The following is a 23,886-nucleotide window of genomic DNA, read 5'->3' as shown; positions in this document are numbered from 1 at the left end:
TTTATCTTTGGTTTTCAGTTTTCGCCTTTCCCCTTTCAACGCAAGTAAAATGGGCAGCCACCTTTCGTGACTGCCCATTCCAAATATGCGCCCCCCCGTTACCGGCGGAGGGGCGTCCGGGGCGGGAGGCGCGATCCAAAACCCGTCCCGGAAAATGTCAGCGCTGCATCTTGTCGATGGCGGCGCGCAATTCCTCGGCCAGCACGTTCAGCGATTCGATGGCCTTGGTCGATTCCTCCATGGAGTCGGCCGTTTCGCCCGCAATGCGGGTGACGGTTTCCGTCGCCGCGTTGATCTGCTCGCTGGTGGCGGATTGCTCGTCCGCAGCTGTGGCGATGCCCTGCACCTGGGTCGCGGTCTCGTCCGCCTTGACCACAATGGCGGTGAGCGACTCACCCGACTGTTCGATCATGGCCCGGCATTCGTCCAGGGCCGTGTTCGCCTCGTCGTTGCTCTTTATGTTGCTTGCCGCGCTTTTTTGTATGGCCTGAATATATTCTCCCACCTCGTGGGTGGCGGACATGGTCTTTTCCGCCAATTTGCGCACTTCGTCCGCCACTACGGCGAATCCACGGCCCGCATCGCCCGCACGGGCGGCCTCGATGGCGGCATTGAGGGCCAGCAGGTTGGTCTGGTCCGCGATGTCGGTAATGACGCCCATGATCGCCCCGATCCCCTTGGCGTGCTCATCGAGATCGTCCATCTGGGCGCGGAGCCCTTCGGATCGCTCGTGCACGAGCCGCATCAGATCCACGGAGCGGCCGACGATTTCCGCACCGGATTTGGCCAGTTCGCTGGTCTCGCCGGACATATCCGAGGTAGCGGAAGCGCTCCGGGCCACTTCCAGCACTGTGGCGTTCATCTGCTCCATGGCCGTGGACGCCTCCATGGTCCGGTTGCGCTGCTCCAGCGCGCCTTCGTTGGCGCGGCGGATCTTTTCGGCCAGGCCTCGCGCGGATTCCGAGACGGATCTGGCGATGGCGTTTGCCTCGCGTGCGGCTTCCTCGATGATCGCGTTTTTTGCCTCCACGGCTTTTTTCTGGTTGCGTTCCTCCGTCAGGTCCACCCAGATGGTTATGGCTCCGATCAACTGGCCGTCGAGATCATAGATGGGGGTGGAAACGACGTGCAGGATGACGGTTACGGCGTCGATGTCGCGGGTCAGTTCGATTTCCCATTCTTCCTGCTCCCGTTTTTTCATGGCCACTTCACTCAGTGTCTTGCGCCTGGGATCATGAAACATGACCTCGTTCAGGGGCATGGTCAGATATTTTTCCGGTGCCTTGCGTTTGCCGAGTATGGTGGTGGCGGCCTTGTTGATGTGGGTCAGCCTGTTTTCCAGATCGACAACCGCGCAGGGAATGGTGACGCCGTCCAGTACGCCCCGGCTGAAGCCGAGCTGGTTTTTCATTTCAGCAACCATGTGCTTTACCGAGGCCATGGTCCGGCCGATGGCGTCGCTCACCGGATAGGTGAAGTCGCCGTCGAAGTTCCCCTTGCTCACCTCGTCGGCCAGGGCAGCGAGCCGGTTCATGGGCGAGAGCAGCTGACGGCTGGTGAACCAGATGACGAGAATGGAGAGGAGCAGCGGAAGCACCGAACTGAGCAGGGCGGAGCGGACGATGTCGGCATCCACTCCCGCCAGCAGGGCCGAGGTGTTCACGCTGGTTATGATATATGCGTCCCACGGATCGAAACGGACAACGGTGGAGAGCACCGAGTCAGAGCCGAACGGGGTGGACATGGTCCCGCCATTTTTCTTGACCAGAGCGTCATTTTGTACTTCGGCAGCCACTTTTGCGGCGGCTTTGGTGTCGCGCGGTTTTACCGGAAAGGTCCCGTCCTGCTTGAGTACATAGGAATATCCCTTGCCCGATATGTTCACCGTGCTGATGAACCGTGCGAAATCCCCATCCACAACCGGCCGGGCCACCTCCAGGGCGCCGATGACCTTGCCGTCGTAGTCCTTTACGGCCTCGTAGGCGGTGACGTACCACCCGCCACCAATGGTGGCGATGCCCTCGTAGTGCTTGCCCGCCATGACGGCCTTGCCTTCCGGGGTATCCGCCGCAAAGTAGAGTCCCTTCACCGGCTTCCCGGAACCGTCTTTCAGACTGGTGGAAATGCGGATGAACCGGTTTTTGTCCCGTTGCAGTACCGAGGCGAGCACTCCGGCGGTCTTGGTAACGGAGTTCACCAGTTCGTCGGATTCATGCAGGTACTTGGTCCCGAGCTTGAAGGCCGGGATGGTCACTTTTTCGCTCTTGCCGCCGTCCTGGTCGGTGATTTCCAGATCAACGTCGTAGAGCACCTCAAACATGGGCAGGCCGCTCACGCCCATGAGGGAATTGAAGATGTTCAGGTCGGAAAGAATCTTTTTCCGGGCCAGGCGGTCCTGCATGGCCACCGTCTCGTGCAGGGTGTGCGAGACGTTTTGCATGGCCGCAATGCCGCTTGCCCGAAACTCGCTGCGGGCCTTGACGAAATTGACTCCCGCCATGCTGGCGATGGTTACCAGAACGATAATGGTCGATGCCAGAAACAGTTTATTCTGAAAGCCAAGGTGCTTCATTGTAACCGCCGGTTTTTTACTGTTCGGAGAGATTGCGAATACTGCTCCTTACAGTAAAACCGGAAGAGGGGACCGCTTCGGTCGTTACAATATGGTGAAGAGTGGCCGTCCGCTTTCGGGAAGGCCGGTTTGCTGGAGTTGGTTCAAGCGTATCGGCTGCGAATCCGCTTGAATAGGCTCGGCTTGCGGTCGTATTGATGGACGATGAGGGCCGGGGCTCCCGCTTCATTTAAGACTCGGCCCTGTGCGTCGGTATCCGGTTCACCGGGGAAATAGCCCAGGGTGAGGATAGGCCCGGTGTTGTCGGATAGATGGACCGGCCCGAGCGCGCCGGTATGAGCCAGGACGTTGTGCACTCCCTGGTCGAACCCGGCCATGCGTTGACCGCCGGAGAAAGAGGTCATCTTTTCGGTCAACACGTTCAGATAGGCGAGGATGGCGTCCGATGATCCCACTGTGGTGCCGGAACAGAGGATGGGGCGATTCGCCACAGCGCTCAAGGCGTCCTCACCCAGGTGTTGGCGTATCCAGTGGCTGTTGTGCGGGCAGGAACCGATGGTCATGCGCCGGTCTTCCTCGGCACAGGTCAGTCCTTCGGCCCAATGTGGAGAAAATGGATCGGCCTGGAAGATGACGTCGCGCACGTCGGTGAGCAGAATGCGTTCGGCCTGCGGCAGGGTGGCGAGCAGAAAATCGCGGTAACAGAAATAGCGCAGGGCGTTGCAGGGCATCCCCTCCGGCGCGGCATCAGGCCGAAGGGGGAGCAGGGTGACCCGATGGTTCGCCATGCGTTCAAGGTCTCGGGTGGTCTCCGAGATGAACAAGACGCAACGCCCCGCAAATCCGCTCTCTTCAAGGGAGCGGAGAAAGGGGCGCACGTCTCCGTAGTGATATCCTGCGGCCGTGCCGAGGATGAGGTTGTTGCGGGCCATTGCCCTGCTAGCGGCGTCTCCTGCGCGGACGGCGGCGGCGCGCCTTGGGCCGGTCGCCGTCGGCATCGGGCGAGGTGTTGCTGCTGTCTTCCAGGAACAGTGCTGCGCTGTCGGCTGCCGTTTCCGCTGTATCGGATTTCGGCGCGGGCTGGGATTCGGCGGGCTTGCGGGAGCGGGGCGGGCGCTTGCGCTTTTCCTGTTGCTCCGGCTTTTCCTGCCGGGGCTGGGCTTCCTGCTTCTCGGCACGCTCGGCGGGCTGGTCCGCATCCTTGCGCGGACGGTCCTCGCGGGCCGGAGCAGCCTCCCGGCGGGGGGCATCATCCCTGTCGCGGTCACCTCGGCGACCACGGGACCGGCTGTTTTTCTTGGGCCGGTTTTCATCCTGGTCCTGCTTGCGGGGCTGCGGACGCTGCTGCCGGGCCGGAGCTTCGGTCGGCGCTGCGACGGGCTTGCCGTGCAGGGTGTTCTGGTAAATTTCGTCCAGCAGCATGGCGATGAGTGCCAGGCTGTCGTCGTGCTCCGAGTATTCCTTGGCCAGCCCCACGAACCGGGAGGCGCGTTCCCGTTCCAGGTTGGTCATCTTGCGGAACTTGGTCTCCAGCAGGGCGGTGAGGCGTTCCTTGATGATCGCCTCCACATCCTCTTCTGTGGGGTCCTTGATCTCCTCGAAGTGGATATTGAACCGGGTGGCGATGCGCTCCAATTCCATCTTCTGGATGACGTCCACCAGGGTGATGGCCGTACCGGAAGCTCCGGCGCGGCCCGTACGTCCGGCGCGGTGCACGTAGGACTCCGGGTCCTCGGGCGGTTCCATCATGAAGACGTGGGAGAGTTCCGGGATGTCGATGCCGCGCGCGGCCACATCAGTGGCCACCAGGAAGCGGAGCTTGCCTTCCTTGATGCGGGTCATGAGCTGCTCTCGCTTGTTCTGGGTCAGGTCCGAGGTCAGTCCCTCGGCATCGAATCCGAACTGGGAGAGCAGGGCGGCGGTGAATTCCACGTTCCGTTTCGTATTGGAAAAAATAACGGCCGAGGTGGGGTTCTCCAGCTCGATGAGCTTGATGAGCTTGCGCTCCTTGCCCATGGCCGGGACTTCCACAAACTGGTGGGTAATGGCCGTGATGTTGCCTTCTTCGGACGAAAGGCTGAGGAAGGCGGGTTTGACCATGAATTCCTCGGCCAGACGCAGCACGGTCTGCGGAAAGGTGGCCGAAAACATGTAGCTGCCGTTCAGGCTCTTCGGAAGATACCGCTTCACTTCCACCATGTCGGGGTAGAAGCCCACGGAGAGCATACGGTCCGCCTCGTCGAAGATGACCATGCGCAGATGATCCAACGAGAGGTTGCGGCGTACCAGATGGTCCAGAATGCGGCCGGGGGTGCCGACCACGAGCTGTGCGCCGTCGCGGAAGGCGTCCAGCTGCTCCTTGTAGCCCACGCCGCCGTAGACTGCGACAATGCCGAACTCGTCACCCATGAGGTTGCGGGCGTCGGCAGCCACCTGCTTGGCCAGTTCCCGTGTGGGAACCATGACCAGCGCCTGGCATTCGGGCAGGGTTGGGTCGAGCTTTTCGATGAGCGGCAGGACAAAGGCGCCGGTCTTGCCGGACCCGGTGCGGGCCTGGACCATGACGTCGTGATCTTTCAGCAGTTGGGGCAGGGCCTTTTCCTGCACTGGCATGAGGTCCTGCCATCCGGCGCGTTCACAGGCGGCTTTCAGTTTTTCGGGCAGTTCCTCGAACTTCATTTCCGGAAATTCGTTACCGGCGGCCGTTTCGGCACCCGGATCGATGTGTGTTTCGTTTTCCATGAATACTCTTAATGATTGAATGTGGTTCCCGGCGTTTTCGTGTCGTTTGCTGGGCCGGGCGAATCGCTGATGCAGCGTATTCTATACTTTCTTCGCCATTTGCACAATGGCCCGGGGTCAGTGGGCATCCGCCCAGGTATGGCCGGTGCCCATATCCACCTTGAGGGGGACATCCAGCTGTTCCGCGCCCTGCATGATGGCCGTGAGCCGGGCCCCTGCGGCCTCGATGTTTTCGGCCGGGGCTTCGATGATGAGTTCGTCATGCACCTGGAGGAGCAGCCGCGTGCCCAAGTTCTTGAGCTCCTTGTCATTGTGGGCCGATACCATGGCCTTCTTGATGATGTCCGCGGCTGTGCCCTGAATGACTGTGTTCACGGCCTGGCGGCGTGCCTCGGAGGCGACCATGTTGTTGGTGGAGTGCAGCTCCGGCAGCAGACGGCGGCGTCCGGCCAGGGTGGTGACGAAGCCGTGCTCCTGGGCATCGCGGACCACGCCCTCGTAGTATTCCTTTAGGGTGGCCAGCTTTTCGAAGTAACGAGCCGTGAATTCCTTGGCCTCGTTCTGGGTGATGGAGAGTTCGCGGGCCAGCTTCTGCACGCCCATGCCGTAGATGAGACCGAAGTTGATGGTCTTGGCGCTGCGCCGTTCGTCCGGCGTGACGTCGCCGGGGTCCTTCTCTGTCAGCAGGGCGGCGGTGCGGGTGTGAATGTCCTCGTCATGCCGGAAGGCGTCCAGCAGTGCCGGGTCCTGGGAGCAGTGGGCCAGGACGCGCAGCTCGATCTGCGAGTAGTCCGCCGCGGCCAGAATCATGCCGGGCGCGGCCGTGAAGCAGGCGCGCATACGCGGCCCGTGCACCCCGCGAATAGGGATGTTTTGCAGGTTGGGCTGGGAGCTGGAGAGCCGCCCGGTGGCCGTGGCCAACTGATTGAAGTGGGTGTGCAGCCGCGAATCCTCGTCCACCAGCTTGGGCAGCGGCTCCAGATACGTGGAGCGCAGCTTTTCCAGCATCCGGTATTGCAGGATGTCCTCGACGATGGAGTGGGCGGTGCGGATTTTCTCCAGCACCTGGTTAGCCGTGGACCGCTGGCCCGTGGCCGTCTTGCCTCCGGCCTTGATGCCGAGGCGGTCGAAGAGGACCACGGCCAGCTGCTGGCTGGAGCGGATGTTGAACTCCTCGCCCGCGTGGCCGATGATGGAGCGCGTCAGTTCGTCCAGCTGGCCGGAGACCTCGTCCAGAAAATCCTTGAAAGCGGCGAGGTCGATGGTGATGCCCGCCTTTTCCATGGCGACCAGGGCCGGGATGAGCGGGGTTTCCAGATCGCGCATCAGCGGCCAGAGGTCCGCGCTTTCCACCTGTCCCCGGATGCCTGCCCTATAGGCCAGGGCCGCCAGCCCTTGGGCGCCGGGGTGCAGGTTCTCGGCCAGCCCAGCGAATTCGGGCCGCGCATCCTGATACAGGGACTGGCGCAGGCGCGGCCATGCGTAGTTGCGCGACTCCGGGTCCAGCAGGTAGGCGGCCAGACTGAGATCGAACCATTGGGCCGAGGGGATGGCCGCCCAGCCGTCGTCCGCGCGGAGCAGTTCCTGCACCGAGGGCGTGGCAATGATGGCAGCCCCGCCAAGGGATTCGACCAGCCCGGCTACAGGGCCGGTGTAGTGGTATTCGGTGTCGTCCAGGCCGATGAAAAAGGCGTTGTCCTCAAAGACCAGCCCCACGTCCTTGCCTTTGATGGCGGGCAGTTCCTGCGGCGTGGCGGCTTCTGTTACCGGCAGCGGCTCCTGCTCCTTTCGGTGATCGGGTGCGGCGGCGCCGAAAAGGGAAAGTTGCTGTGCGCCCGCCTCTTCCTTGCGGGCCGGTTTGGGCGCGGCCTTAGGGGCGTCCGCGGCCACGGCCTTGGGCACCATGCTCTTGATACCGCGTAGTTCGTATTCGTCCAGAAAGGCGTGCAGCAAGGCGGTGTCCGGCGGCGTGAGCCGGAAGGTATCGAGGTCCATGTCGCAGCAGTCCGGCTTCATGCGCGTCAGTTCTCGGTAGGTGAAGATGTTTTCCAGTTCGGGTTCCACTTTCTCGCGCAGTTTGTCCGGCAGGCTTGCTACGTTGTCCCGCAGTTCCTCCAGCGTGGGGCCGGTTTGGGCGAATATCTTGCGGGCCGTGACCGGGCCGATCTTGGGGATGCCGGGGATGTTGTCCGCCGAGTCGCCGATGACGGCCTGGAAATCCGGCCAGGTGGCGGGTTCCATGCCTTCCTTTTCGCGGAAGGAATCCAGGGTGTAGATGGTTTCGTTGCGGCCGTGCTGGCTGACCATGTAGACGTCGTTGTCCAGGCACTGTTTCAGGTCCTTGTCCGCAGCCAGGATGATGACGGGGCGTTCCTTCTTGTAGCGATAAGCGAGGGAGCAGATGCAGTCGTCCGCCTCCACGCCGTCGGAGACGTACAGCGTGACGCCGGTCAACTCCACGCCGGTGCGTACCGGTTCCACCTGCTGGGCCAGCGGTTCCGGCATGGGCGGGCGGTTGGCCTTGTACAGGTCGTACAGGGCGTTGCGAAAGGTCGGGCCCTTGCCGTCCATGATGAAGGCGACGTGGGTGGGTTTTTCGTCGCGCAGCAGATTCAGGAGCACGCGCAGAACGGTATTGATCGCATTGGTCGGGAATCCGTCGGAACGGGAGAGGTCCGTCCGGGCGTAAAAGGCGCGGTAGAGCAGGGCGGTGCCGTCAATGAGGTAAATGGGTTCCTTGTCCAGATTCAGGCGTTCTTTGAGCGACATTGTATATTCCGTTATTTTTGATTTGCTGGGATGGGGAGGCGTGCTTCCTGCCCTTGTGTACGTGATTCAACGCGATTTTTGAAGGGGCGGGGGCGCACCTTTCCCGCAGCCAAAAAAAAGAGGCGGGTCCGTCAGCCGAACCCGCCTTTGTTATTCTTTTGTTTTCTATTCCCAGGGGGCCATGAATTCCGCGCTGCTGCCCCCGGCCTCGATGTGGCTGATGAGGGCGGAGCCGAACACGGCCGCGTCCATGAGTCCCTCGAAGGGAGCAACCTGCTCCGGGCGTTTGATGCCGAAACCGAGGGCCAGCGGGATGTCGAACACCTCGCGTGCCTCAGCCAGCTTTTCCTTGATGCGCGCGGGCAGGGCCTCGCGCTGGCCGGTGGTGCCGAGCACGGAAACGAAGTAGCAGAAGCCCTCCGCGCCGTCAGCATAGAGGCGCATCCGCTCCTTGCTGGTGTTCAGGCCTACCAGGGGAACCAGGGAAACGCCGTGGGGCTTCAGGGCATCGCGCACGAACCCGGACTCCTCATGCGGCATGTCCGCGATGATCAGGCCCGAAACGCCGCCCGCCTCGCAGTCGGCGGCAAAGGCCTCCATGCCGTACTGATAGACCGGATTGAGGTAGCCCATGAGCAGCAGGGCGGCCTTGAACTGTCCCTTGCGCGCCTTGAGACCCTCGAAAATCCAGGCCAGATCGATACCGTCGTCCAGGCTCTTGAGAGACGCCTTTTCCACCACCGGACCATCGGCCACGGGGTCGGAGAAGGGCATACCGATCTCAATGACCGCCGCACCCGCCGCGTCCAGTTCCTCCAGTTCCTTCCAGAACCGTTCCCGGTCCGGGAACCCGGCGGGCAGAAACGGGATCAACCCGACCTTGCCCTGTTTTCGGGCCTCTTCAATCTTTATCTGCATGGGATTCATAACAATCTCCATTTATCTCTTTATGTTTTACCCCTCCCAAACTTCCGCAACCCGCCGCGAAGCAAGCCAAAAAGTTTTGGAGGATTCTTAAGGAACCTTTTTCAAAAGGTTCCTTAAGCCGCCGGAGGCATTCCCTCTCTAAAGAATCCGGTCCAAAATGGCCAAATCCTTGTCGCCGCGTCCGGACAGGTTGATAAGTACGGACTTGCCCTTCAGTTCCTCCTTGTGCTCGATGGCGTAGGCCACGGCATGGGAGGATTCCAGGGCGGGGATGATGCCCTCGCGCCGGGAGAGGGTGACGAAGGCGTTGAGGGCCTGCTCGTCATTGATGGTGGTGTATTCCACCCGGCCGGTGGCCTGAAGGTGGGCATGTTCCGGTCCGACGCCGGGGTAGTCCAGCCCTGCGGCCACGGAATGGGAGGGGAGAATCTGGCCTTCCTTGGTTTGCAGGAGCTTGGTCCTCATGCCGTGCAACATGCCGTCGGTGCCGAGGTTTAGCGGGGCGGAGTTGTAGCAGCCCGGCTCGCCGGTGCCTGCCGCCTCCACGCCCACGATGCGCACGGATTCGTCCGGCACGAAGTGATGGAACATGCCGATGGCGTTGGAGCCGCCGCCCACGCAGGCCACTACCACGTCCGGCAGCTTGCCGTCGTTGCGGTCCATGAACTGCTGGCGCGCTTCCTTGGAAATGACCTGCTGGAACTCGCGCACCAGGGTCGGGAAGGGATGCGGCCCGGCAGCGGTGCCGAAGCAGTAGTGGGTGTTTTCCTGGTCGGCGATCCAGCGGCGGAGCGCCTCGTTGATGGCGTCTTTGAGCGTCTTGGTGCCGGACTCCACGGGCACGACCTCCGCGCCCATCAGCTTCATGCGGCCGACGTTCGGGGCCTGGCGCACCACGTCGGTGGCGCCCATGTAGACCACGCATTTCATATCCAGCATGGCGGCGGCCACAGCCGTTGCCACACCGTGCATTCCCGCGCCGGTCTCGGCCAGCAGGACTTCCTTGCCCATCATCTTGGCCAGCAGCCCCTGGCCCAGAGTGTTGTTGATCTTGTGCGCGCCCGAGTGGTTCAGGTCCTCGCGCTTGAGCCACAGGTCCAGACCGAGGTCCTTGGAGATCTGCGGGCAGTAGGTTATGGCCGAGGGCCGTCCCACGTTCTCCTTGAGCATGGCGGCAAAGCGGCTTTGGAATTCCTCGCTCGGGAGGATGGTTTTCATTGCCTCTTCCAGCTCCAGGAGCGGGGGCATGAGCAGTTCGGGGATGAACTGGCCCCCGAAGTCGCCGAAGTATCCTTTTTTCATCGTATTATCCTCGTCGGCCGTGGCGGAACGGACGGCTGGCGTCCGTGCGGCAACGGCCCAGCGTTGTCAGTTTATTCGTCCAGGGCCGCGATGCGGTCCATGACCGCCCGCAGCTTGGCCGCGTCCTTGATTCCCGGTGCCGATTCCACGCCGGAGTTGATATCCAGCCCTGGCGGGTTCGCAGCCAGAGCCGCGTCGATGTTGTGGGGTCCAAGCCCACCGGCAAGGAACCAAGGTGTTTGTATTTCAAGGTGTTGCAAAGTGGTGAAGTCAATCGATTCACCGGTGCCGCCCTGGCCTTTGCTCCCTGCGTCGAGCAGGAAGTGGCCGCAGACTTCAGCATAGCGTTCCATGTCGCGGACCATGGCTCCCTGGGAGGCATAGGACTGCGGCCAGAAGGCCCGGATGACCCGGTCCGGTCCGATCTTTTCGCAGGTCTCGTAGTCGTGGCCGCCATGCAGTTGGGCCGCATGCAGTTTGCAGCGGTCCATGATCTCTATGATCTCTTCGGCGGTCTGCTTGACGAAGACGCCGACCTTGGTGATGCCGGTATGCACCGACGCCACGAAGTCCGGGTCTGCGTTGCGCGGGCTGGACGGGTGAAATATAAACCCGATCAGATCCACGCCGAGGTCCGCGCACAGTTGCACGTCCTCCGTGCGGGTCATTCCGCAGACTTTGACCACGGGTCTGGGCATGGCTATTTGCCTCCCGTCAGTTCGGCAAGCTTGGCGCCGGGATCGTCCGCTTCCATCAGGCTGGTGCCAATGAGCACGGCGTCGTATCCCAGGCTGCCCATTTCCTCCACTTCGGCGCGCGTATTTACGCCGGAGGCGCAGATCCACAGCTCGCCGTCCTGCTTCTGGGCAATGAAGCGGCGGGCCTGATCCAGCGTGACCTGGAGGGTGTCCAGGTCACGGTTGTTGACCTGGATGATATCCGCACCGGCCTCGCGGGCGCGGTCCAGATCGGCCTGGTCGAATATTTCGACCACCGGGGCCAGACCGGGCATCCGCGCCAGTTCGATGAGCTGGCGGAGATGGGTGGCGTCATCGCACATGCGGGCGATGAGCAGGATGGCCGAGGCCGGGCTGGACGCGGTCATGGCGACCTGGAGCGGATCGAGGATGAAGTCCTTGCGCAGCAGGGGGACACCGGGGCCGTTCATCATGAACAGGAAGTCCGGCGTGCCTTTGAAGTAGACGTGCTCGGTGAGCACCGAGATGGCCGCTGCGCCGTTTCCGGCATAGGCCTCGGCATAGTCGAGAGGATTGACATCTTCCCGGATGATGCCGCGGCTCGGGCTGGCGGGCTTGAACTCGGCAATGATCGCTCCCGGCCCCTTGGCCCGGATGGACTCGACAAATGACGGGCGGACGCCCTTGTACATGGCCGGGATGCGGCCTTCGGCAAAGTCCTTGCGAAGACTGTCGATTTCGAGCTGCTTCGCTTCTCTGAATTTATCCAGCATATGGGAGTCCTTTCTGCAGTCCCTGGTTGACGATATCGCGGGCCATGGCGGCGCATTCGGCCATGGTGCCCTTGTCCAGCAATTGGAGGCACCCTGCCAGATTGAGGGCCACCATGTCCATCATGGCTTCGGGCCCCTTGCCGTCCAGCACGGCGCGGAGTTTCTCCACGGCGTCCTCCTTGCCGGAGACACGCACGTCGTCCGGCGCGTGCTTGGCAAAACCGAGGGTCGCGGGATCGACCACGGTCTTGTCCATGCGGCCGTCGTTGATGATGTAGCCCCGGTTTACGCCCCACGTGGTCAGTTCGTCAAAGCCGCCTGCGCCGGAGAAGATCAGGGCGCGCTTGACGCCGGTGAGCAGCAGGGTCTCACCCATGAGAAAGAGGCGTTCCGGGTCGCCCACGCCGAGGAGTTGGTGCGAGGGGCGCGCCGGGTTGAGCAGCGGGCCCATGAAGTTGAACAGGGTACGGATGCCGAGCTGTTTGCGCACGGGCATGATGTACTTGAAGGCGGTGTGGTAGATCGGGGCGAAGAGGAAGGCGAAGTGATGCTTTTCCATGCCTTCGGCAGCCTGCTCCGGGGAGAGGTCCAGCGGAATGCCGAGGGCTTCCAGGGCATCGGCGGACCCGCAGGAGGAGGAGAGGGCGCGGTTGCCGTGCTTGGCAACGGTGACGCCCTGGTCGGCCAGGAAGAGGGACACGGCGGTGGAGCAGTTGAAGCTGCACTGGCCGTCGCCGCCGGTTCCGCAGGTGTCAATGACCGGCTCGGCGCGGGTGCCGTCGAAACCGGGGATTTTTTGCGCATGGGCCACACCGGCGCGGACGCCTGCCGCCAGATCGGTGGAGTCCTCGCCCTTGGCGCGCAGCCCCATGAGGAAGGCGCCTGCCTGGGCCTCGCCCAGTTTGCCGGTCATCAGTTCCTCGAACATGAAGTCCGCCTGATCATCGGTGAGGGAATTTCCTTGGGCCAATATTTCGAGTATTTCTGAAACAGTCATGATGGTTATCCTTTCACGTTGAGGAAGTTTTGCAGCAGCTTGGGGCCGTCCGGGGTCAGTATGGACTCCGGGTGGAACTGGACGCCGAACCAGGGACGGTCCTTGTACTGAAGGCCCATGACCTCGTCCTGGTCCGTGCGGGCCGTGACGTCGATGACATCGGCGGCCTGCTCGGCGGGGACGATGAGCGAGTGGTAGCGGCAGACCTCGAAGGGGGAGGCGAGCCCGGCAAAGATGCCCTTGCCCTCGTGGAACACGGGGGAGGTCTTGCCGTGCATGATGCGGTCCGCACGCCTTACCGGCGCACCGGCAAAGTGGCCCAAGGTCTGGTGGCCCAGGCAGACGCCGAGTACCGGGATTTCCTTGGGCAGCCGCGCCAGGAATTCCAGGCAGTAGCCCGCGTTTTGCGGGTTGGAGGGGCCGGGGGAGAGGCAGACTCGCGTCAGCTTGCCGCTCTCCGCCAGTTCCAGCACTTCCTTGCGGTCGTTGCGGATCACTTCGGGATCGGCCCCCAGCTGCTGGAAGGCCTGCACCAGATTGAAGGTGAAGGAGTCGAAGTTATCTATCAGTAAAAACATCGGTTCCTCCCTTGCCGGAAATGACTTCCAGCAGCACGCGGGCCTTGTTGTTGCACTCGTTCCATTCGGTTTCCGGGTCGGAGTCGTAGACGATTCCGGCTCCGGCCTGCCATTGGCACAGTCCGTCGCGAATCCACATGGAGCGGATGGTTATGCCCATGTCCAGGCTGACCACACCCTCGTCCAGGCCGATCCAACCGATGCAGCCGCCGTAGGGGCCGCGATCCTGGGGCTCCAGGTCGGCGATGATCTCCATGGCGCGGATTTTCGGCGCGCCGGAGAGGGTCCCTGCCGGGAAGGTGGACTGCAAGACATCCACGCCGTCCAGCCCGTCCTTCAGCTCCGCCTCCACATAGGAGGTGAGGTGCATGACGTGGGAGAACCGCTCGACATTCATGAACTTGTCGACCTTGACCGACCCCGCCTTGGCGATGCGGCCCAGGTCGTTGCGGCCCAGGTCCACCAGCATGACGTGCTCGGCCCGTTCCTTGGGATCGTTCAGCAGATCGTTGGCCAGGTGGGCGTCCTCTTCGGCGGTCTCGCCTCTCCAGCGGGTTCCGGCGATGGGGCGGACTTCCAGATGCCCGGCCGTGGAGCGGACCATCAGCTCCGGCGAGGAACCGAGCAGGGTGGAGCCGCAGGTCTTGCCCATGGAGGCGCAGGCCGGGAATTTCATGTAGAACATGAATGGGGAGGGGTTGGCCTGGCGCAACCGGCGGTAGATCTTGAACGGTTCATCCGGCAGCGGCACGGTGAAACGGGTGGAGGGCACCACCTGGATGCACTCGCCCTCGGCGATGAGCCGTTTGCACTCCTCGACCATGGCCATGTACCCTTCCTTGCCGGGATAGGCCGTAGGTGTTCCGGCCTCCGGGGCGGTGAGGTCCATGCTCCACTGAATGGGCGCGGGCCGGGGCATGGCCCCTTCATCCAGGCTCAGGTAGCAGCAGGAGTGGCGCAGGTGGTCGAAGAGGACCATCTGGCCGGGCAGGACCAGACATGCCTCGGCGTTCTCGGGCTTGTAGACATCCCGCAGCTTGCGCTCGAACATGCCCGCCACGCCGAAGCCAAAGTAGCCGTACAGGCCGCGCGTCAGGCCCGGAAGGGTGTCGCGCGCGCTCAGCCCTTCTGTCTGCTGGGTGATATTGAGGGCTTTGACGGCTTCTTTGACGCCGTCGAGAAAGTCCATGCCGGATAGCGAGTTGAGCGGGGCCAGACGGTCATCGTCCGTCTCCACTACAAGTTTGCCGTCCACCGGATGGAGCATGAGCCGGTAATCCCAGGCCAGGAGGCTGTATCGTCCCAGTCGGCCGTCCACTTCGGCGGATTCCAGCAGGATGCCCGGTTGGTCGCCCACCAGCCCCAGATACAGGCTGATGGTTGTCTGGACGTCGGCCGGCAACCATTTGCCATGCTGCGTCAACGTGATTTTATCCATCGAATATTCCTTGAGTTGCGGTTCTCCGCGCAACGATGCAACGGGAACCATGTTTTCGATCTTAGTGGTAGGGCCGGGGAATGACCTCCCAGCCTTTCAGCTTCTTCCGGTTTTCGAATTTCTTTCACGTGAAAGGCATTTTTTTACTCCTTGATAAAAATAAAGCCGCACCCTGGTTGGGGTGCGGCTTCTGTTGCAAACGTCGCTCAGTCCGGCTTTTCGCCGCACCCCATTAACACGTCTCGTTGTGCCACCACCACTGTGCCCGGTCGGCCAACAGGTCAAGATCGCCACCGGCGGCCAGGCTGAGGTAGGAGAGAAACTTGCGGTTGGTTTCCTGCAGGAAAGGATTGGCCTCGGAGATGATCTCGAAGAGCTCGCTGTCCATGGTCAGCATCTTGCGTGCAGATTCCAGCCTCCGCATAAAGGACGGGGTGACGAAATTCTCGATGTGCTCCACGTCGCGGGCAGCGGCCAGAAAGGCCACGGTGGACGTGAAGTTGAGCCCCTGGATGATGGCCATGGCCCGGTCGTGCTCTTCGGCCGTGGTCTCGAAACAGGCATAGCCGCACGCCTCGAACAGGGAGGCCACGCGAACGGCTGCGCTGCGGTCGGCCGGACGCCCTGCGGCCAGGGCTACCTTGGGTGTGAAATTCTCGGGGATGACGGGGCCGAACAGAGGATGGGTGCCAACCACCGGGCCGTCATGGCGTCGGCGCATGGCCTTCATGGGCAGCATTTTAACCGATCCCACGTCGCAGAGTATGGTCCGGTCCGAGATCAGCGGCGTGACTTTGTCGAGCACCGCATCCATGGCCGTGACCGGCACACAGAGCAGCAGCAGGTCGCAGCCGTCCAGCGCCTCGGCCATATCCTCATCCGTGCTGGCGCGGTCCAGCGGGGAAACGGCGCAACCCAGGGCGGTGAAGTCCTTGTGAAAAAGACCACCCATTTGTCCGCTCGCGCCCACTATGGCGATGTTGTGCAGGCCGGATTCGGCCACGCTGGTACCCATGCTCATTATTTTGTCCATGCTATGCCTGGTCCGTGATTTTTTTCCATTCGTCCCAGAAGCCTGGGAATGATTTGCCGACACAGGCCGTATTGTCAAGGTTTACCTCGATATCGGCTAACTGAAAGAGGGACATGGACATAGCCATGCGGTGGTCGTTGTAGGCTAGAAAATCTATGGATTTTCCCCTGTTGAGCACGCCTGGACGAATGGTCAGCAAGTCCTCGCCCATTTCGGTTGCCGCCCCGGCCCGGGCCACTTCCGCCGCACAGGCGGCCAGCCGGTCCGTCTCCTTGATGCGCAGGTGGGCGATGTTTTCGATGGTCGTGGGCGAGGCTGCAAAGGCAGCGACCGCCGCGACTGTCGGCACCAGGTCCGGGCAGCGGCCCATATCCACGCGCACGCCCCGCAGCGGTCCGGGAGAGACCATGATGCCGTCGAAGGTGACGTTGATGGACGCGCCCATCTGGCCGAGGATATCCAGAATGGCCCGGTCGCCCTGGAGTGAATCGGCGGCCAGTCCCTTGACCAGTACGGGACGGCGTCCTACCGCTCCGGCAGCAAGGAAATAGCTGGCGTTGGACCAGTCGCCCTCCACACGGTAGTCCGTCGGGCCGTAGCCTGTGGGATGGACCACGAAGCGGGTTTCGCCGGGATGTGCGGTCTTGATGGACCGCCAGGGCACGGTTTGCCATTTTTCGTCACGCTTGACCTGCACTTCGAATTCCGCCTTGAAATCTTCCATGATGCGCAGGGTCAGAGCCACGTAGGGCCAGGAAACCGCCTTCTTGCCCGTGACGGTGATGGTGATGTCGTGGTCGGCCAGCGGCGCGCCCAGGAGCAGGCCCGAAAGGTATTGGCTGCTTTCCTCCAGCGTGATCTCCGTCTGTTTGGCGGTGTATCCGGCGGCGGTCATGACAAAGGGAAGAAAGCCCGGTTTGCCTTCATAGGTGAAGGTTGTTCCCAGCGAGGAGAGGGCCTCGGTCAGTTCGGCCATGGGCCGCTGGTGCATACGCTCCGCTCCGTGCACCCGGAAGGTGCCGTGCCCGGCAGCGGCCACGGCGGTCATCAACCGGCAGGTGGTGCCGGATTCGTGCATGAACAGCTCGTGGGGCGTCTCGTCCTTGTGCTTGCCGTCCGCGTTGCCGCCCTTGGGACCGTCTGCCATGCCGCGCACCCGGAGACCGTCACACGTTTCCTCGATGGTTGCGCCGCAGGACTCCAGACAGGCGCGGGTGCGCCCTATGTCGTCGGAGTGGAGCACGCCCGAGACGGTGGAAACGCCGTTTGCCAGCGCGGCTGCGATGAGCGTGCGGTGGGACAGGGATTTGCTGGCCGGAGCCTCTATGACGATTGGATCTTTGCCCATTACCGTGCCTCCTGGGTGGGGTAGGTGCCGAGCACGCGCAGGGTGTGGCACTGCTCGCGGATGTCTTCTAATACATCTTCATATCTACCGCCGCTTAGGTCGCATTCCAGGTCGGCGAAGAAGACGTATTTCCATTTCTCGCCCCGGAAGGGGCGGGATTCCAGCTTGGTCAGGTTGATGGACTGGTGGGCCAGGGTGGTCAGGATGCGCGCCAGGGAGCCCGGCTTGTCGGGCAGGGTGAAGAGGATGGTGGTCTTGTCCCGTCGATCCTCCTGGGAAGGCGCCGCGCCGATGATGAAGAAACGCGTCCAGTTGTCCGGCAGATCCTCGATGGGCTGGGCCAGCAGATTCATGCCGTGCATCTCGGCCAGCTTGGCGTGGCCGATGACGGCGGCGTTCTTTTTGCCCGCCACTATTGCCGCAGCCTCGGCTGTGGACTCGGCGGCGATGGCGGGAATGTCCGGCATGTGGTTGCGGAGCCACTGGCGGCTCTGGCCCAGCGGCTGCGGGTGGGAGTAGATGACTTCCACATCCTCCAGCTTTTCCGCATTGGATATGAGGCAGAGGCTGATGCGCGAAAAGACCTCGGCCTGAATGTAGACCGTGTATTTCATGAACAGGTCCACTACCTGCCCCACAGTGCCTTCGATGGAGTTCTCCAGCGGAATGACGCCGAGTTCGGCCCCTTCCTCGGCCACGGCCCGGAAGATGTCTTCAAAGTTCGCCTTGGGGGTCAGCTCGGCCGCGCCGCCCATGTGCTCCATGGCTGCGAAGTAGGAGAAGGTCCCTTCCGGGCCGAGGTAGACCACGCGTTCCGGTCGTTGCAGATGGCGCGACGAGGACATGATTTCCCGGTAGATGGTGCGCAGGTGCTTGTCCGGCAGCGGGCCGGGGCTGGATTCCGCAATTTTGTTCAGAACCTCCTGCTCGCGAAACGGCTTGTAGATGGGCTCGTGGTGCGCCGCCTTGTATCGGCCCACGCCGAGGCTGACCTCGGCCCGCTGGTTCAGCAGATTCACGATCTGCTTGTCCAGCCCGTCTATCCTTTTGCGCAGTTCCCCAAGATCGGGGGTGTCCGTCTGTTCGATCTTGTCAGCCATTCTTTTCTCCGGGGTGGTGTCGGTTCCCGCGTGAGGAACCTGGACCATATCATCATATAAAAGTTCCGTCCCGGCCCTAGAGCCGGAGCGGGATCAGCCTTCCTTGATTTCTTCCTTGATGCGCATACCGAAGTGTCGGCCCGCCTCGTCGGTCTTGACCAGGATTTTGTCGCCTTCCTTGAGGGTAACCACGGATACGGGTTCGCCTTTGTCCGAGACAACGCGGATGGTTTCGGCGTTTTGCAGAAACACCTGGCCTTTCTTGACACCTTCCGGGGTTTCGACCTCGGCGGTGATGAGCAGCATGGGGCGTACTTCCACCTTGACCCTGCCCACTGTGGCAAGGGAGGTGGCGCCGTCCGCGCCGACGATGAGCACGTCGGTGCCGGAGCCGAGTTCTTCGAGATAGGTGGTCTTGTCGCCCGGCATCTGGGTGTAGGCGTGCACCGCACCCGCGTTGATGCGGAATGGACGGGCGGCCACATAGGGGTTGGATTCGGTTTCGGCATGGACCAGGAAGGTGAATGCGGACGAGTTGCCCACGAGCATCCCTTGCCCCTTTTTCAGCATGGAGATGGTATCCACGCAGACACGGTGGCCGAGGCCGGTAGGCTCGATGGCGGTAACGTTGGCGGTCTGTAGCTCCATGGTTCCCTGCGAGAGTTTGAGTTCGGCGACGATGCGCTTGAGGTCGGCTGCGCCTTCGGGCAGGACCACGATGGTGTCGCAGCCGCGCTCCAGAATGCCTGCTGCCAGGATGGCCCGGTCCAGATCCTCGCATTCCAGGGCGAGGGAATCCACCTGGGCCAGGATGTTTTCCACGGGAATGATCTCCCACCCCTTTTTCAGGACCACGTCCCTGCCTTCCCTGATGCCCTTGATGGCGACGTCCTCGTCCGCCTTTTCCGTGAGTTCGACCACGGGCATGTCATCGGGAGTGATGACCGTGACCCGGCCCAGGGCTCGGACATCGTCCACCATGTCGGGCTCGACCATGACCGCGTCCACACCGGATTCCAAAGCCAGGGTGATCAGTTTCTTGTCGAAGGGGACGGATTTGAAGATGACTTTTTTCATGGGATGTTTTCCGTTGGTTAGCCGTTAAGGTGGGCGAGGGCCGCTTCCACGCTCTCGTCCTGATGAACAATCATGTTCAGGGACTCCACCAGCCTGGTGGGGTTGTCGTGCTGGAAGACGTTGCGGCCTACCGAGAGACCGGCTCCGCCAGCCTCCAGGGAATCGTGCACCATCTGGAGGAACGCTTCGGTGCTGTCCATTTTCGGGCCGCCCGCTATGACCACGGGGACACAACAGGCGTCGCATACCTTGGCGAAGGTGTCTATATCGCCAGTGTAGCAGACCTTGACCACATCCGCACCCAGCTCGGTGCCGACGCGGGCGCAATGGGCCACGATTTCGGGGTCGTATTCATTCGAAATTTTGGGGCCGCGGGCATAGACCATGGACAGGAGCGGGATGCCCCAGTTGGCGGCGGCGGAGGATACGGCGCCGAAGTCGTTGAGCATGGCGGCTTCGGTTTCGTCACCGAGGTTGCAGTGGATGGAGACGGCGTCCGCGCCGAGGCGGATGGCGTCCTCAACCGAGGCGACGAGAGCTTTTGCATTGGGGAAGGGGGAGAGGGAAGTGGAGGCGGATAGGTGTACGATGAGGCCGATGTCTTTACCTTGTGCGCGGTGGCCGCAGCGCACAAGGCCTTTATGCTCGATGACGGCATTCGCGCCGCCGTCCACCACTTTGCCCACGGCCTCGCGCATGTCCACAAGTCCGTCGATGGGCCCCACGGTGACGCCGTGGTCCATGGGGACGATGATGGTACGTCCCGTGTTGCGGTTGATGATCCGCTCCAGTCTGATGGCTTTTCCGATGTGCATTGTCTTGCTCCCTTTTTTTCTTCCGGGTCAGCTGCGCCTGGCCGGTGACCCTAAAAGACAAGGGCCGCCGGCTTTCGCCTGCGGCCCTTGAAGAGATTCTTGCTAGTGTGTTTTCCTGTTATCTGGGTAACAGAGCACCTCTCTCCGGGCCGCAAGCGCGGAAATACCAGTATCCAAAATAAAAGTTGGAAAAGTATGCGGAGGAGATGGTGTTCACGTTCATGGATTTATGTCTACACGGCGATAATAGATCTGTCAATTAAAAAAAATACGTAAAAATCAAGGGGATGTCGTACATTACTAATATTATATGCGACCGACGGTCATTTTTCTGAGGTATGCGGGTGATTGACAATTTTGATGTAATATGGCGGCTTCAAAATTGTAATAAATTACAAATTTGATAAAAAAAGATCATCAAAACATAGCAGACTGTGGCGGTTTTACGTGAATAGTAACAAAAATCGACTTTGGCACGCGTTTTGATAGAGAAGGTCAGGTTTGAACGCTTTCCACTTCAAGGAGGAGTACCGCAATGTTTTTGAGAAAGTCCCCGACCCCCCCGTCCAAGAAGGTCATGGCAGCAATGGTGGCTATGGTGGCCATCCTTGTCCCGACCCTCGCTTTCGCCGATGAGGTAGAGTACCTCACCCAGGCCAACGGCAACATTCTTTGGACCCTCGTGGCCGCAGTGCTGGTCATGGTCATGCAGGCCGGTTTCGGCTGCGTCGAGTGCGGTTTCACCCGCGCCAAGTCCGCCGGCAACATCATGATGAAAAACTTCCTGGATTTTGCCGCCGGTTCCATCTGCTTTTTCCTGATCGGCTTCGGCCTGATGTTCGGTATCGATTCCGGCGGGTTCTTCGGCACCTCCGGCTTCGCTCTGGGCGCGCACCCCGACGGCTGGTCCTACACCTTCTGGTTCTTCCAGTCCGTGTTTGCCGCGACTTCCGCCACCATCGTTTCCGGTGGTATGGCCGAGCGCACCAAGTTCTCCAGCTACATCATCGTTTCCATCGTCATCAGCGCTGTGATCTACCCCATCTCCGGCCACTGGGCCTGGGGTTCCCTGTGGCTGGGCGATAGCGGCGCCGGTTGGCTGGAAGGCCTCGGTTTCTGCGACTTCGCCGGTTCTTCCGTCGTCCACTCCGTTGGCGGCTGGATCGCCCTGGCTGGTGCCATCGTCCTCGGACCCCGCATCGGCAAGTACACCGAAGACGGCAAGGCCAACGCCATTCCCGGTCACAACATTCCCCTGGCTGCCCTCGGCGTCTTCATCCTCTGGTTCGGCTGGTTCGGTTTCAACCCCGGTTCCACCACCACTGCTGACGATACCATCGGCCTGATCGCCATGAACACCTCCCTGGCCGCCTGCGCCGGTACCCTTGGTGCCATGTCCCTTGCCTGGTTCCGCTTCGGCAAGCCGGACATCTCCATGACCTTCAACGGTTGCCTGGCCGGTCTGGTCGGTATCACCGCCCCCTGTGCCACTGTTACCCCCGGTGCCTCAATCCTTATCGGCCTTATCGCCGGCCTGCTGGTTGTCCTGGCCATCGAGTTCTTCGACAAGGTTCTGAAGATCGATGATCCTGTCGGCGCATCTTCCGTCCACGGTGTATGCGGCGCCTGGGGAACCATCGCCTGCGGTCTGTTCAACGTTGACGGAGGCCTGTTCTACGGCGGCGGCTTCGGCCAGCTTGGCGTGCAGCTCCTCGGCGTGGGTGTGTTCTTCGTCTGGGCATTCGGCACCGGCTACATCCTGATGAACGTCGTCAAGGGCGTGTTCGGCCTGCGTGTCACCAAGGAAGAGGAACTCAAGGGTCTGGACATTGCCGAGCACGGTTCCGAGGCCTACAATGGCTTCCAGCTCTTCAGCAACGAGTAGTCCGGCACCTTCTTCCATACGATTAGCAGCCACATTAAGGAGATTAGTACAATGAAGCTTATCATAGCATACATCAGGCCCGAAAAGCTTAACGACGTAAAGCAGGCCTTGTACGCCAAGGAGATTTACTCCCTGTCCATCACCAACATCCTGGGTTCCGGTCGCCAGAAGGGGTTTACCGAGACCTACCGCGGCGTCCAGATGGAAGTGAACCTGCTCAAGAAAGTGCGCCTTGAAATCGGCGTGAACGACGACTTCGAAGCCAAGGCCATTGAGGCAATTCTGTCCGCTGGCGTTACCGGCAAGGAAGGCGATGGTGTCATCTTCATCTCCGAACTGACCCGGGCCCTGCGCATCAGAACCAGCGAGGAAGGTATCCTCTAGTTCAAGAAGCGGATTGCGATAGCATATGAGCGCCGGGGCGGCTCCCCCCGCCCCGGCGCCAATCCGCAAGACACTCCCACGGCAACCTGCAAAAGAAATTTCAGCAATGGAAAGTCAAGTGGTGGAAGCCGTGGCGGATCTTCAAGAAATTTTAGAGAATGAATCCATTCTCACTCACTTCCAGCCCCAGGTCTCGCTCAAGCGAAAGGCGGTTATCGGGCTGGAAGCACTGAGCAGAGGCTTTAACCCCCAAAGTGGAGATTTAATACCTCCAACCCTGCTGTTCGGTCAGGCCCGGGACAGAGCATCCCGGCTCGCTCTGGACCGGGTCTGCCGAACCAAGGCGGTTGAATCCTTTGCCTCCCTTCACCGGCATGACAAGTCCGTCATGCTTTCCATGAACATCGACGCTTCCTGCATCAACGAGGACACGCGGGGTTCCAATCATCTGCTCAAGCTGGTCAAGAAGTACGACGTAAATCCGAACAACGTCATCATCGAGCTCATCGAGTCCCGCTGCCAGGATCTGGACGCGCTCATGGACTTTGTCCGCTTCTATCGAAAAAAGAATTTTCTCATTGCCCTGGATGATGTCGGCGTCGGTTTTTCGAACCTGGACCGCATCCCGCTGGTCAAGCCCGATGTCATCAAGCTGGACCGTTCCCTGATTACCGACGTGCATCTCCGTTTCCACAAGCTGGAGGTGGTTCGCAGTTTTGTGCAGATGGCCCAGCGCATCGGCTGTCTGGTGCTTGCCGAGGGGGTGGAGACAGCAGACGAGGCGATGTGTCTGCTCTCGAACGGTGTGGATGTCTTTCAGGGATTTTTCTTTGCCCGTCCGGCTCCGGGCCTGGATGCCGTGCCCGCACTCAAGGACAAGATGGCGGCCTTGGCCGAGAAACATCGCGAAAATCAGACCCGGCTCATTGCCCGGCGGAAGCGGCTTTATTCCAGTTACGATCTGCTTATGCTGACCATGAGCCACTCACTGGCGGAAACGCCTTCCATGGGGATAGGGCAGGCCATGACGTTGTTCCTGGATTCCTACCCCAATTTGGAATGCGTCTACGTGCTGGACATGCGGGGCAGGCAGATGTCCGACACCTTCTGTAATCCGGGCAAGCTGAAGAAAAGCAAGCGATTGCTCTACGAACCGGCGCACAAGGGGGCGGACCATTCGCTCAAGGAATATTTTCTGCCCATTCAGGCCGGGCTGGAGAAATTTACATCGGAGCCCTATATCTCGCTCGCATCGGGCAACCTGTGCACGACCATTTCCCACGTGTTTTATCACAAGGGGAGCGGCAGGCATCTGATTCTGTGCGCTGACATGAGCCGTGAGGATGACGGGCTGTTCTGATACCGTTTTGGTAAAATCAGGACATGCTGGCCGCAATCGCTAGGCGGCACTGAGGGGATTTGATGCGGCCGGTTTAAGGTCCGGCGGT

The 23,886-nt window shown here is 61.3% G+C and carries 19 protein-coding genes; 3 read left to right on the top strand and 16 right to left on the bottom strand.

What is annotated here, in order from left to right; genetic code table 11:
* Positions 1 to 157 precede the first annotated feature (157 nt).
* From ACI0FG_RS11980 to ACI0FG_RS11905, 16 genes are all read right to left on the bottom strand, one after another.
* The gene (locus tag ACI0FG_RS11980) at positions 158 to 2,572 is read right to left on the bottom strand and encodes a methyl-accepting chemotaxis protein (RefSeq protein ID WP_419785233.1); all 2,415 of its coding nucleotides are present in this window, start codon (positions 2,570 to 2,572) and stop codon (positions 158 to 160) included.
* A 143-nt stretch (positions 2,573 to 2,715) separates the two neighbouring features.
* A complete protein-coding gene (locus ACI0FG_RS11975; protein ID WP_419785232.1) occupies positions 2,716 to 3,504 on the bottom strand; it encodes a hypothetical protein in 789 nt (262 codons plus the stop codon).
* A 7-nt stretch (positions 3,505 to 3,511) separates the two neighbouring features.
* On the bottom strand, positions 3,512 to 5,314 hold the full coding sequence (locus tag ACI0FG_RS11970) for a DEAD/DEAH box helicase (RefSeq protein WP_419785231.1): 1,803 nt from the start codon (positions 5,312 to 5,314) through the stop codon (positions 3,512 to 3,514).
* A gap of 117 nt (positions 5,315 to 5,431) precedes the next feature.
* A complete protein-coding gene (gene polA, locus ACI0FG_RS11965) occupies positions 5,432 to 8,083 on the bottom strand; it encodes a DNA polymerase I (RefSeq protein ID WP_419785230.1) in 2,652 nt (883 codons plus the stop codon).
* 165 nt (positions 8,084 to 8,248) lie between these two features.
* Positions 8,249 to 9,010, bottom strand: coding sequence for a tryptophan synthase subunit alpha (gene trpA / locus ACI0FG_RS11960; protein ID WP_419785229.1), 762 nt, complete (start codon positions 9,008 to 9,010; stop codon positions 8,249 to 8,251).
* A 138-nt stretch (positions 9,011 to 9,148) separates the two neighbouring features.
* Complete coding sequence (gene trpB, locus ACI0FG_RS11955; protein ID WP_419785228.1) at positions 9,149 to 10,312, bottom strand: tryptophan synthase subunit beta; 1,164 nt, start codon at positions 10,310 to 10,312, stop codon at positions 9,149 to 9,151.
* Positions 10,313 to 10,383: 71 nt separating this feature from the next.
* On the bottom strand, positions 10,384 to 11,010 hold the full coding sequence (locus ACI0FG_RS11950; protein ID WP_419785227.1) for a phosphoribosylanthranilate isomerase: 627 nt from the start codon (positions 11,008 to 11,010) through the stop codon (positions 10,384 to 10,386).
* A 2-nt stretch (positions 11,011 to 11,012) separates the two neighbouring features.
* On the bottom strand, positions 11,013 to 11,783 hold the full coding sequence (locus ACI0FG_RS11945) for an indole-3-glycerol phosphate synthase TrpC (RefSeq protein WP_419785226.1): 771 nt from the start codon (positions 11,781 to 11,783) through the stop codon (positions 11,013 to 11,015).
* A complete protein-coding gene (trpD, locus tag ACI0FG_RS11940) occupies positions 11,773 to 12,780 on the bottom strand; it encodes an anthranilate phosphoribosyltransferase (protein WP_419785225.1) in 1,008 nt (335 codons plus the stop codon). Before trpD ends, ACI0FG_RS11945 begins: the two co-directional genes overlap by 11 nt.
* A gap of 5 nt (positions 12,781 to 12,785) precedes the next feature.
* Positions 12,786 to 13,358, bottom strand: coding sequence for an anthranilate synthase component II (locus tag ACI0FG_RS11935; protein WP_419785224.1), 573 nt, complete (start codon positions 13,356 to 13,358; stop codon positions 12,786 to 12,788).
* Positions 13,339 to 14,796 (bottom strand): anthranilate synthase component I family protein, encoded by a 1,458-nt coding sequence (locus ACI0FG_RS11930; protein ID WP_419785223.1) that lies wholly within the window; start codon positions 14,794 to 14,796, stop codon positions 13,339 to 13,341. Before ACI0FG_RS11930 ends, ACI0FG_RS11935 begins: the two co-directional genes overlap by 20 nt.
* A 232-nt stretch (positions 14,797 to 15,028) precedes the next feature.
* On the bottom strand, positions 15,029 to 15,829 hold the full coding sequence (locus ACI0FG_RS11925) for a prephenate dehydrogenase/arogenate dehydrogenase family protein (protein WP_419785222.1): 801 nt from the start codon (positions 15,827 to 15,829) through the stop codon (positions 15,029 to 15,031).
* Between the two features lies 1 nt (position 15,830).
* On the bottom strand, positions 15,831 to 17,177 hold the full coding sequence (gene aroA, locus ACI0FG_RS11920) for a 3-phosphoshikimate 1-carboxyvinyltransferase (protein WP_419785221.1): 1,347 nt from the start codon (positions 17,175 to 17,177) through the stop codon (positions 15,831 to 15,833).
* Positions 17,177 to 18,277 carry a prephenate dehydratase gene (gene pheA, locus ACI0FG_RS11915; protein ID WP_419785220.1) on the bottom strand — a complete coding sequence of 367 codons (1,101 nt, stop codon included), beginning with the start codon at positions 18,275 to 18,277 and terminating at the stop codon, positions 17,177 to 17,179. Before pheA ends, aroA begins: the two co-directional genes overlap by 1 nt.
* Before the next feature lie 93 nt (positions 18,278 to 18,370).
* Complete coding sequence (locus ACI0FG_RS11910) at positions 18,371 to 19,354, bottom strand: 3-dehydroquinate synthase II family protein (RefSeq protein WP_419785219.1); 984 nt, start codon at positions 19,352 to 19,354, stop codon at positions 18,371 to 18,373.
* 17 nt (positions 19,355 to 19,371) lie between these two features.
* Positions 19,372 to 20,169: a 2-amino-3,7-dideoxy-D-threo-hept-6-ulosonate synthase gene (locus tag ACI0FG_RS11905; protein WP_419785218.1), complete on the bottom strand. Its 798-nt coding sequence runs from the start codon at positions 20,167 to 20,169 to the stop codon at positions 19,372 to 19,374.
* 535 nt (positions 20,170 to 20,704) lie between these two features.
* Here ACI0FG_RS11905 and ACI0FG_RS11900 point away from each other — a divergent pair.
* The 3 genes from ACI0FG_RS11900 (at position 20,705) to ACI0FG_RS11890 (ending at position 23,798) form a co-directional block, all read left to right on the top strand.
* On the top strand, positions 20,705 to 22,054 hold the full coding sequence (locus ACI0FG_RS11900; protein WP_419785217.1) for an ammonium transporter: 1,350 nt from the start codon (positions 20,705 to 20,707) through the stop codon (positions 22,052 to 22,054).
* 51 nt (positions 22,055 to 22,105) lie between these two features.
* Positions 22,106 to 22,438 (top strand): P-II family nitrogen regulator, encoded by a 333-nt coding sequence (locus tag ACI0FG_RS11895; RefSeq protein ID WP_419785216.1) that lies wholly within the window; start codon positions 22,106 to 22,108, stop codon positions 22,436 to 22,438.
* 106 nt (positions 22,439 to 22,544) lie between these two features.
* Positions 22,545 to 23,798, top strand: coding sequence for an EAL domain-containing protein (locus ACI0FG_RS11890; RefSeq protein ID WP_419785215.1), 1,254 nt, complete (start codon positions 22,545 to 22,547; stop codon positions 23,796 to 23,798).
* Positions 23,799 to 23,886 lie beyond the last annotated feature (88 nt).

Source organism: Pseudodesulfovibrio sp. 7M6, from assembly GCF_050058625.1.
Taxonomy (GTDB): domain Bacteria; phylum Desulfobacterota; class Desulfovibrionia; order Desulfovibrionales; family Desulfovibrionaceae; genus Pseudodesulfovibrio; species Pseudodesulfovibrio salinus.
This window is presented reverse-complemented; position numbering and strand designations above follow the sequence as displayed.

Coding starts and splice junctions, on each gene's coding strand:
- trpA (WP_419785229.1), bottom strand. CDS start 9,010: ATGAATCCCATGCAGATAAAGATTGAAGAGGCCCGAAAACAGGGCAAG.
- ACI0FG_RS11950 (WP_419785227.1), bottom strand. CDS start 11,010: ATGCCCAGACCCGTGGTCAAAGTCTGCGGAATGACCCGCACGGAGGAC.
- trpB (WP_419785228.1), bottom strand. CDS start 10,312: ATGAAAAAAGGATACTTCGGCGACTTCGGGGGCCAGTTCATCCCCGAA.
- ACI0FG_RS11930 (WP_419785223.1), bottom strand. CDS start 14,796: ATGGATAAAATCACGTTGACGCAGCATGGCAAATGGTTGCCGGCCGAC.
- pheA (WP_419785220.1), bottom strand. CDS start 18,277: ATGGCTGACAAGATCGAACAGACGGACACCCCCGATCTTGGGGAACTG.
- ACI0FG_RS11970 (WP_419785231.1), bottom strand. CDS start 5,314: ATGGAAAACGAAACACACATCGATCCGGGTGCCGAAACGGCCGCCGGT.
- ACI0FG_RS11900 (WP_419785217.1), top strand. CDS start 20,705: ATGTTTTTGAGAAAGTCCCCGACCCCCCCGTCCAAGAAGGTCATGGCA.
- ACI0FG_RS11895 (WP_419785216.1), top strand. CDS start 22,106: ATGAAGCTTATCATAGCATACATCAGGCCCGAAAAGCTTAACGACGTA.
- trpD (WP_419785225.1), bottom strand. CDS start 12,780: ATGACTGTTTCAGAAATACTCGAAATATTGGCCCAAGGAAATTCCCTC.
- ACI0FG_RS11910 (WP_419785219.1), bottom strand. CDS start 19,354: ATGAAAAAAGTCATCTTCAAATCCGTCCCCTTCGACAAGAAACTGATC.
- polA (WP_419785230.1), bottom strand. CDS start 8,083: ATGTCGCTCAAAGAACGCCTGAATCTGGACAAGGAACCCATTTACCTC.
- ACI0FG_RS11925 (WP_419785222.1), bottom strand. CDS start 15,829: ATGGACAAAATAATGAGCATGGGTACCAGCGTGGCCGAATCCGGCCTG.
- aroA (WP_419785221.1), bottom strand. CDS start 17,177: ATGGGCAAAGATCCAATCGTCATAGAGGCTCCGGCCAGCAAATCCCTG.
- ACI0FG_RS11905 (WP_419785218.1), bottom strand. CDS start 20,169: ATGCACATCGGAAAAGCCATCAGACTGGAGCGGATCATCAACCGCAAC.
- ACI0FG_RS11890 (WP_419785215.1), top strand. CDS start 22,545: ATGGAAAGTCAAGTGGTGGAAGCCGTGGCGGATCTTCAAGAAATTTTA.
- ACI0FG_RS11935 (WP_419785224.1), bottom strand. CDS start 13,358: ATGTTTTTACTGATAGATAACTTCGACTCCTTCACCTTCAATCTGGTG.
- ACI0FG_RS11980 (WP_419785233.1), bottom strand. CDS start 2,572: ATGAAGCACCTTGGCTTTCAGAATAAACTGTTTCTGGCATCGACCATT.
- ACI0FG_RS11975 (WP_419785232.1), bottom strand. CDS start 3,504: ATGGCCCGCAACAACCTCATCCTCGGCACGGCCGCAGGATATCACTAC.
- ACI0FG_RS11945 (WP_419785226.1), bottom strand. CDS start 11,783: ATGCTGGATAAATTCAGAGAAGCGAAGCAGCTCGAAATCGACAGTCTT.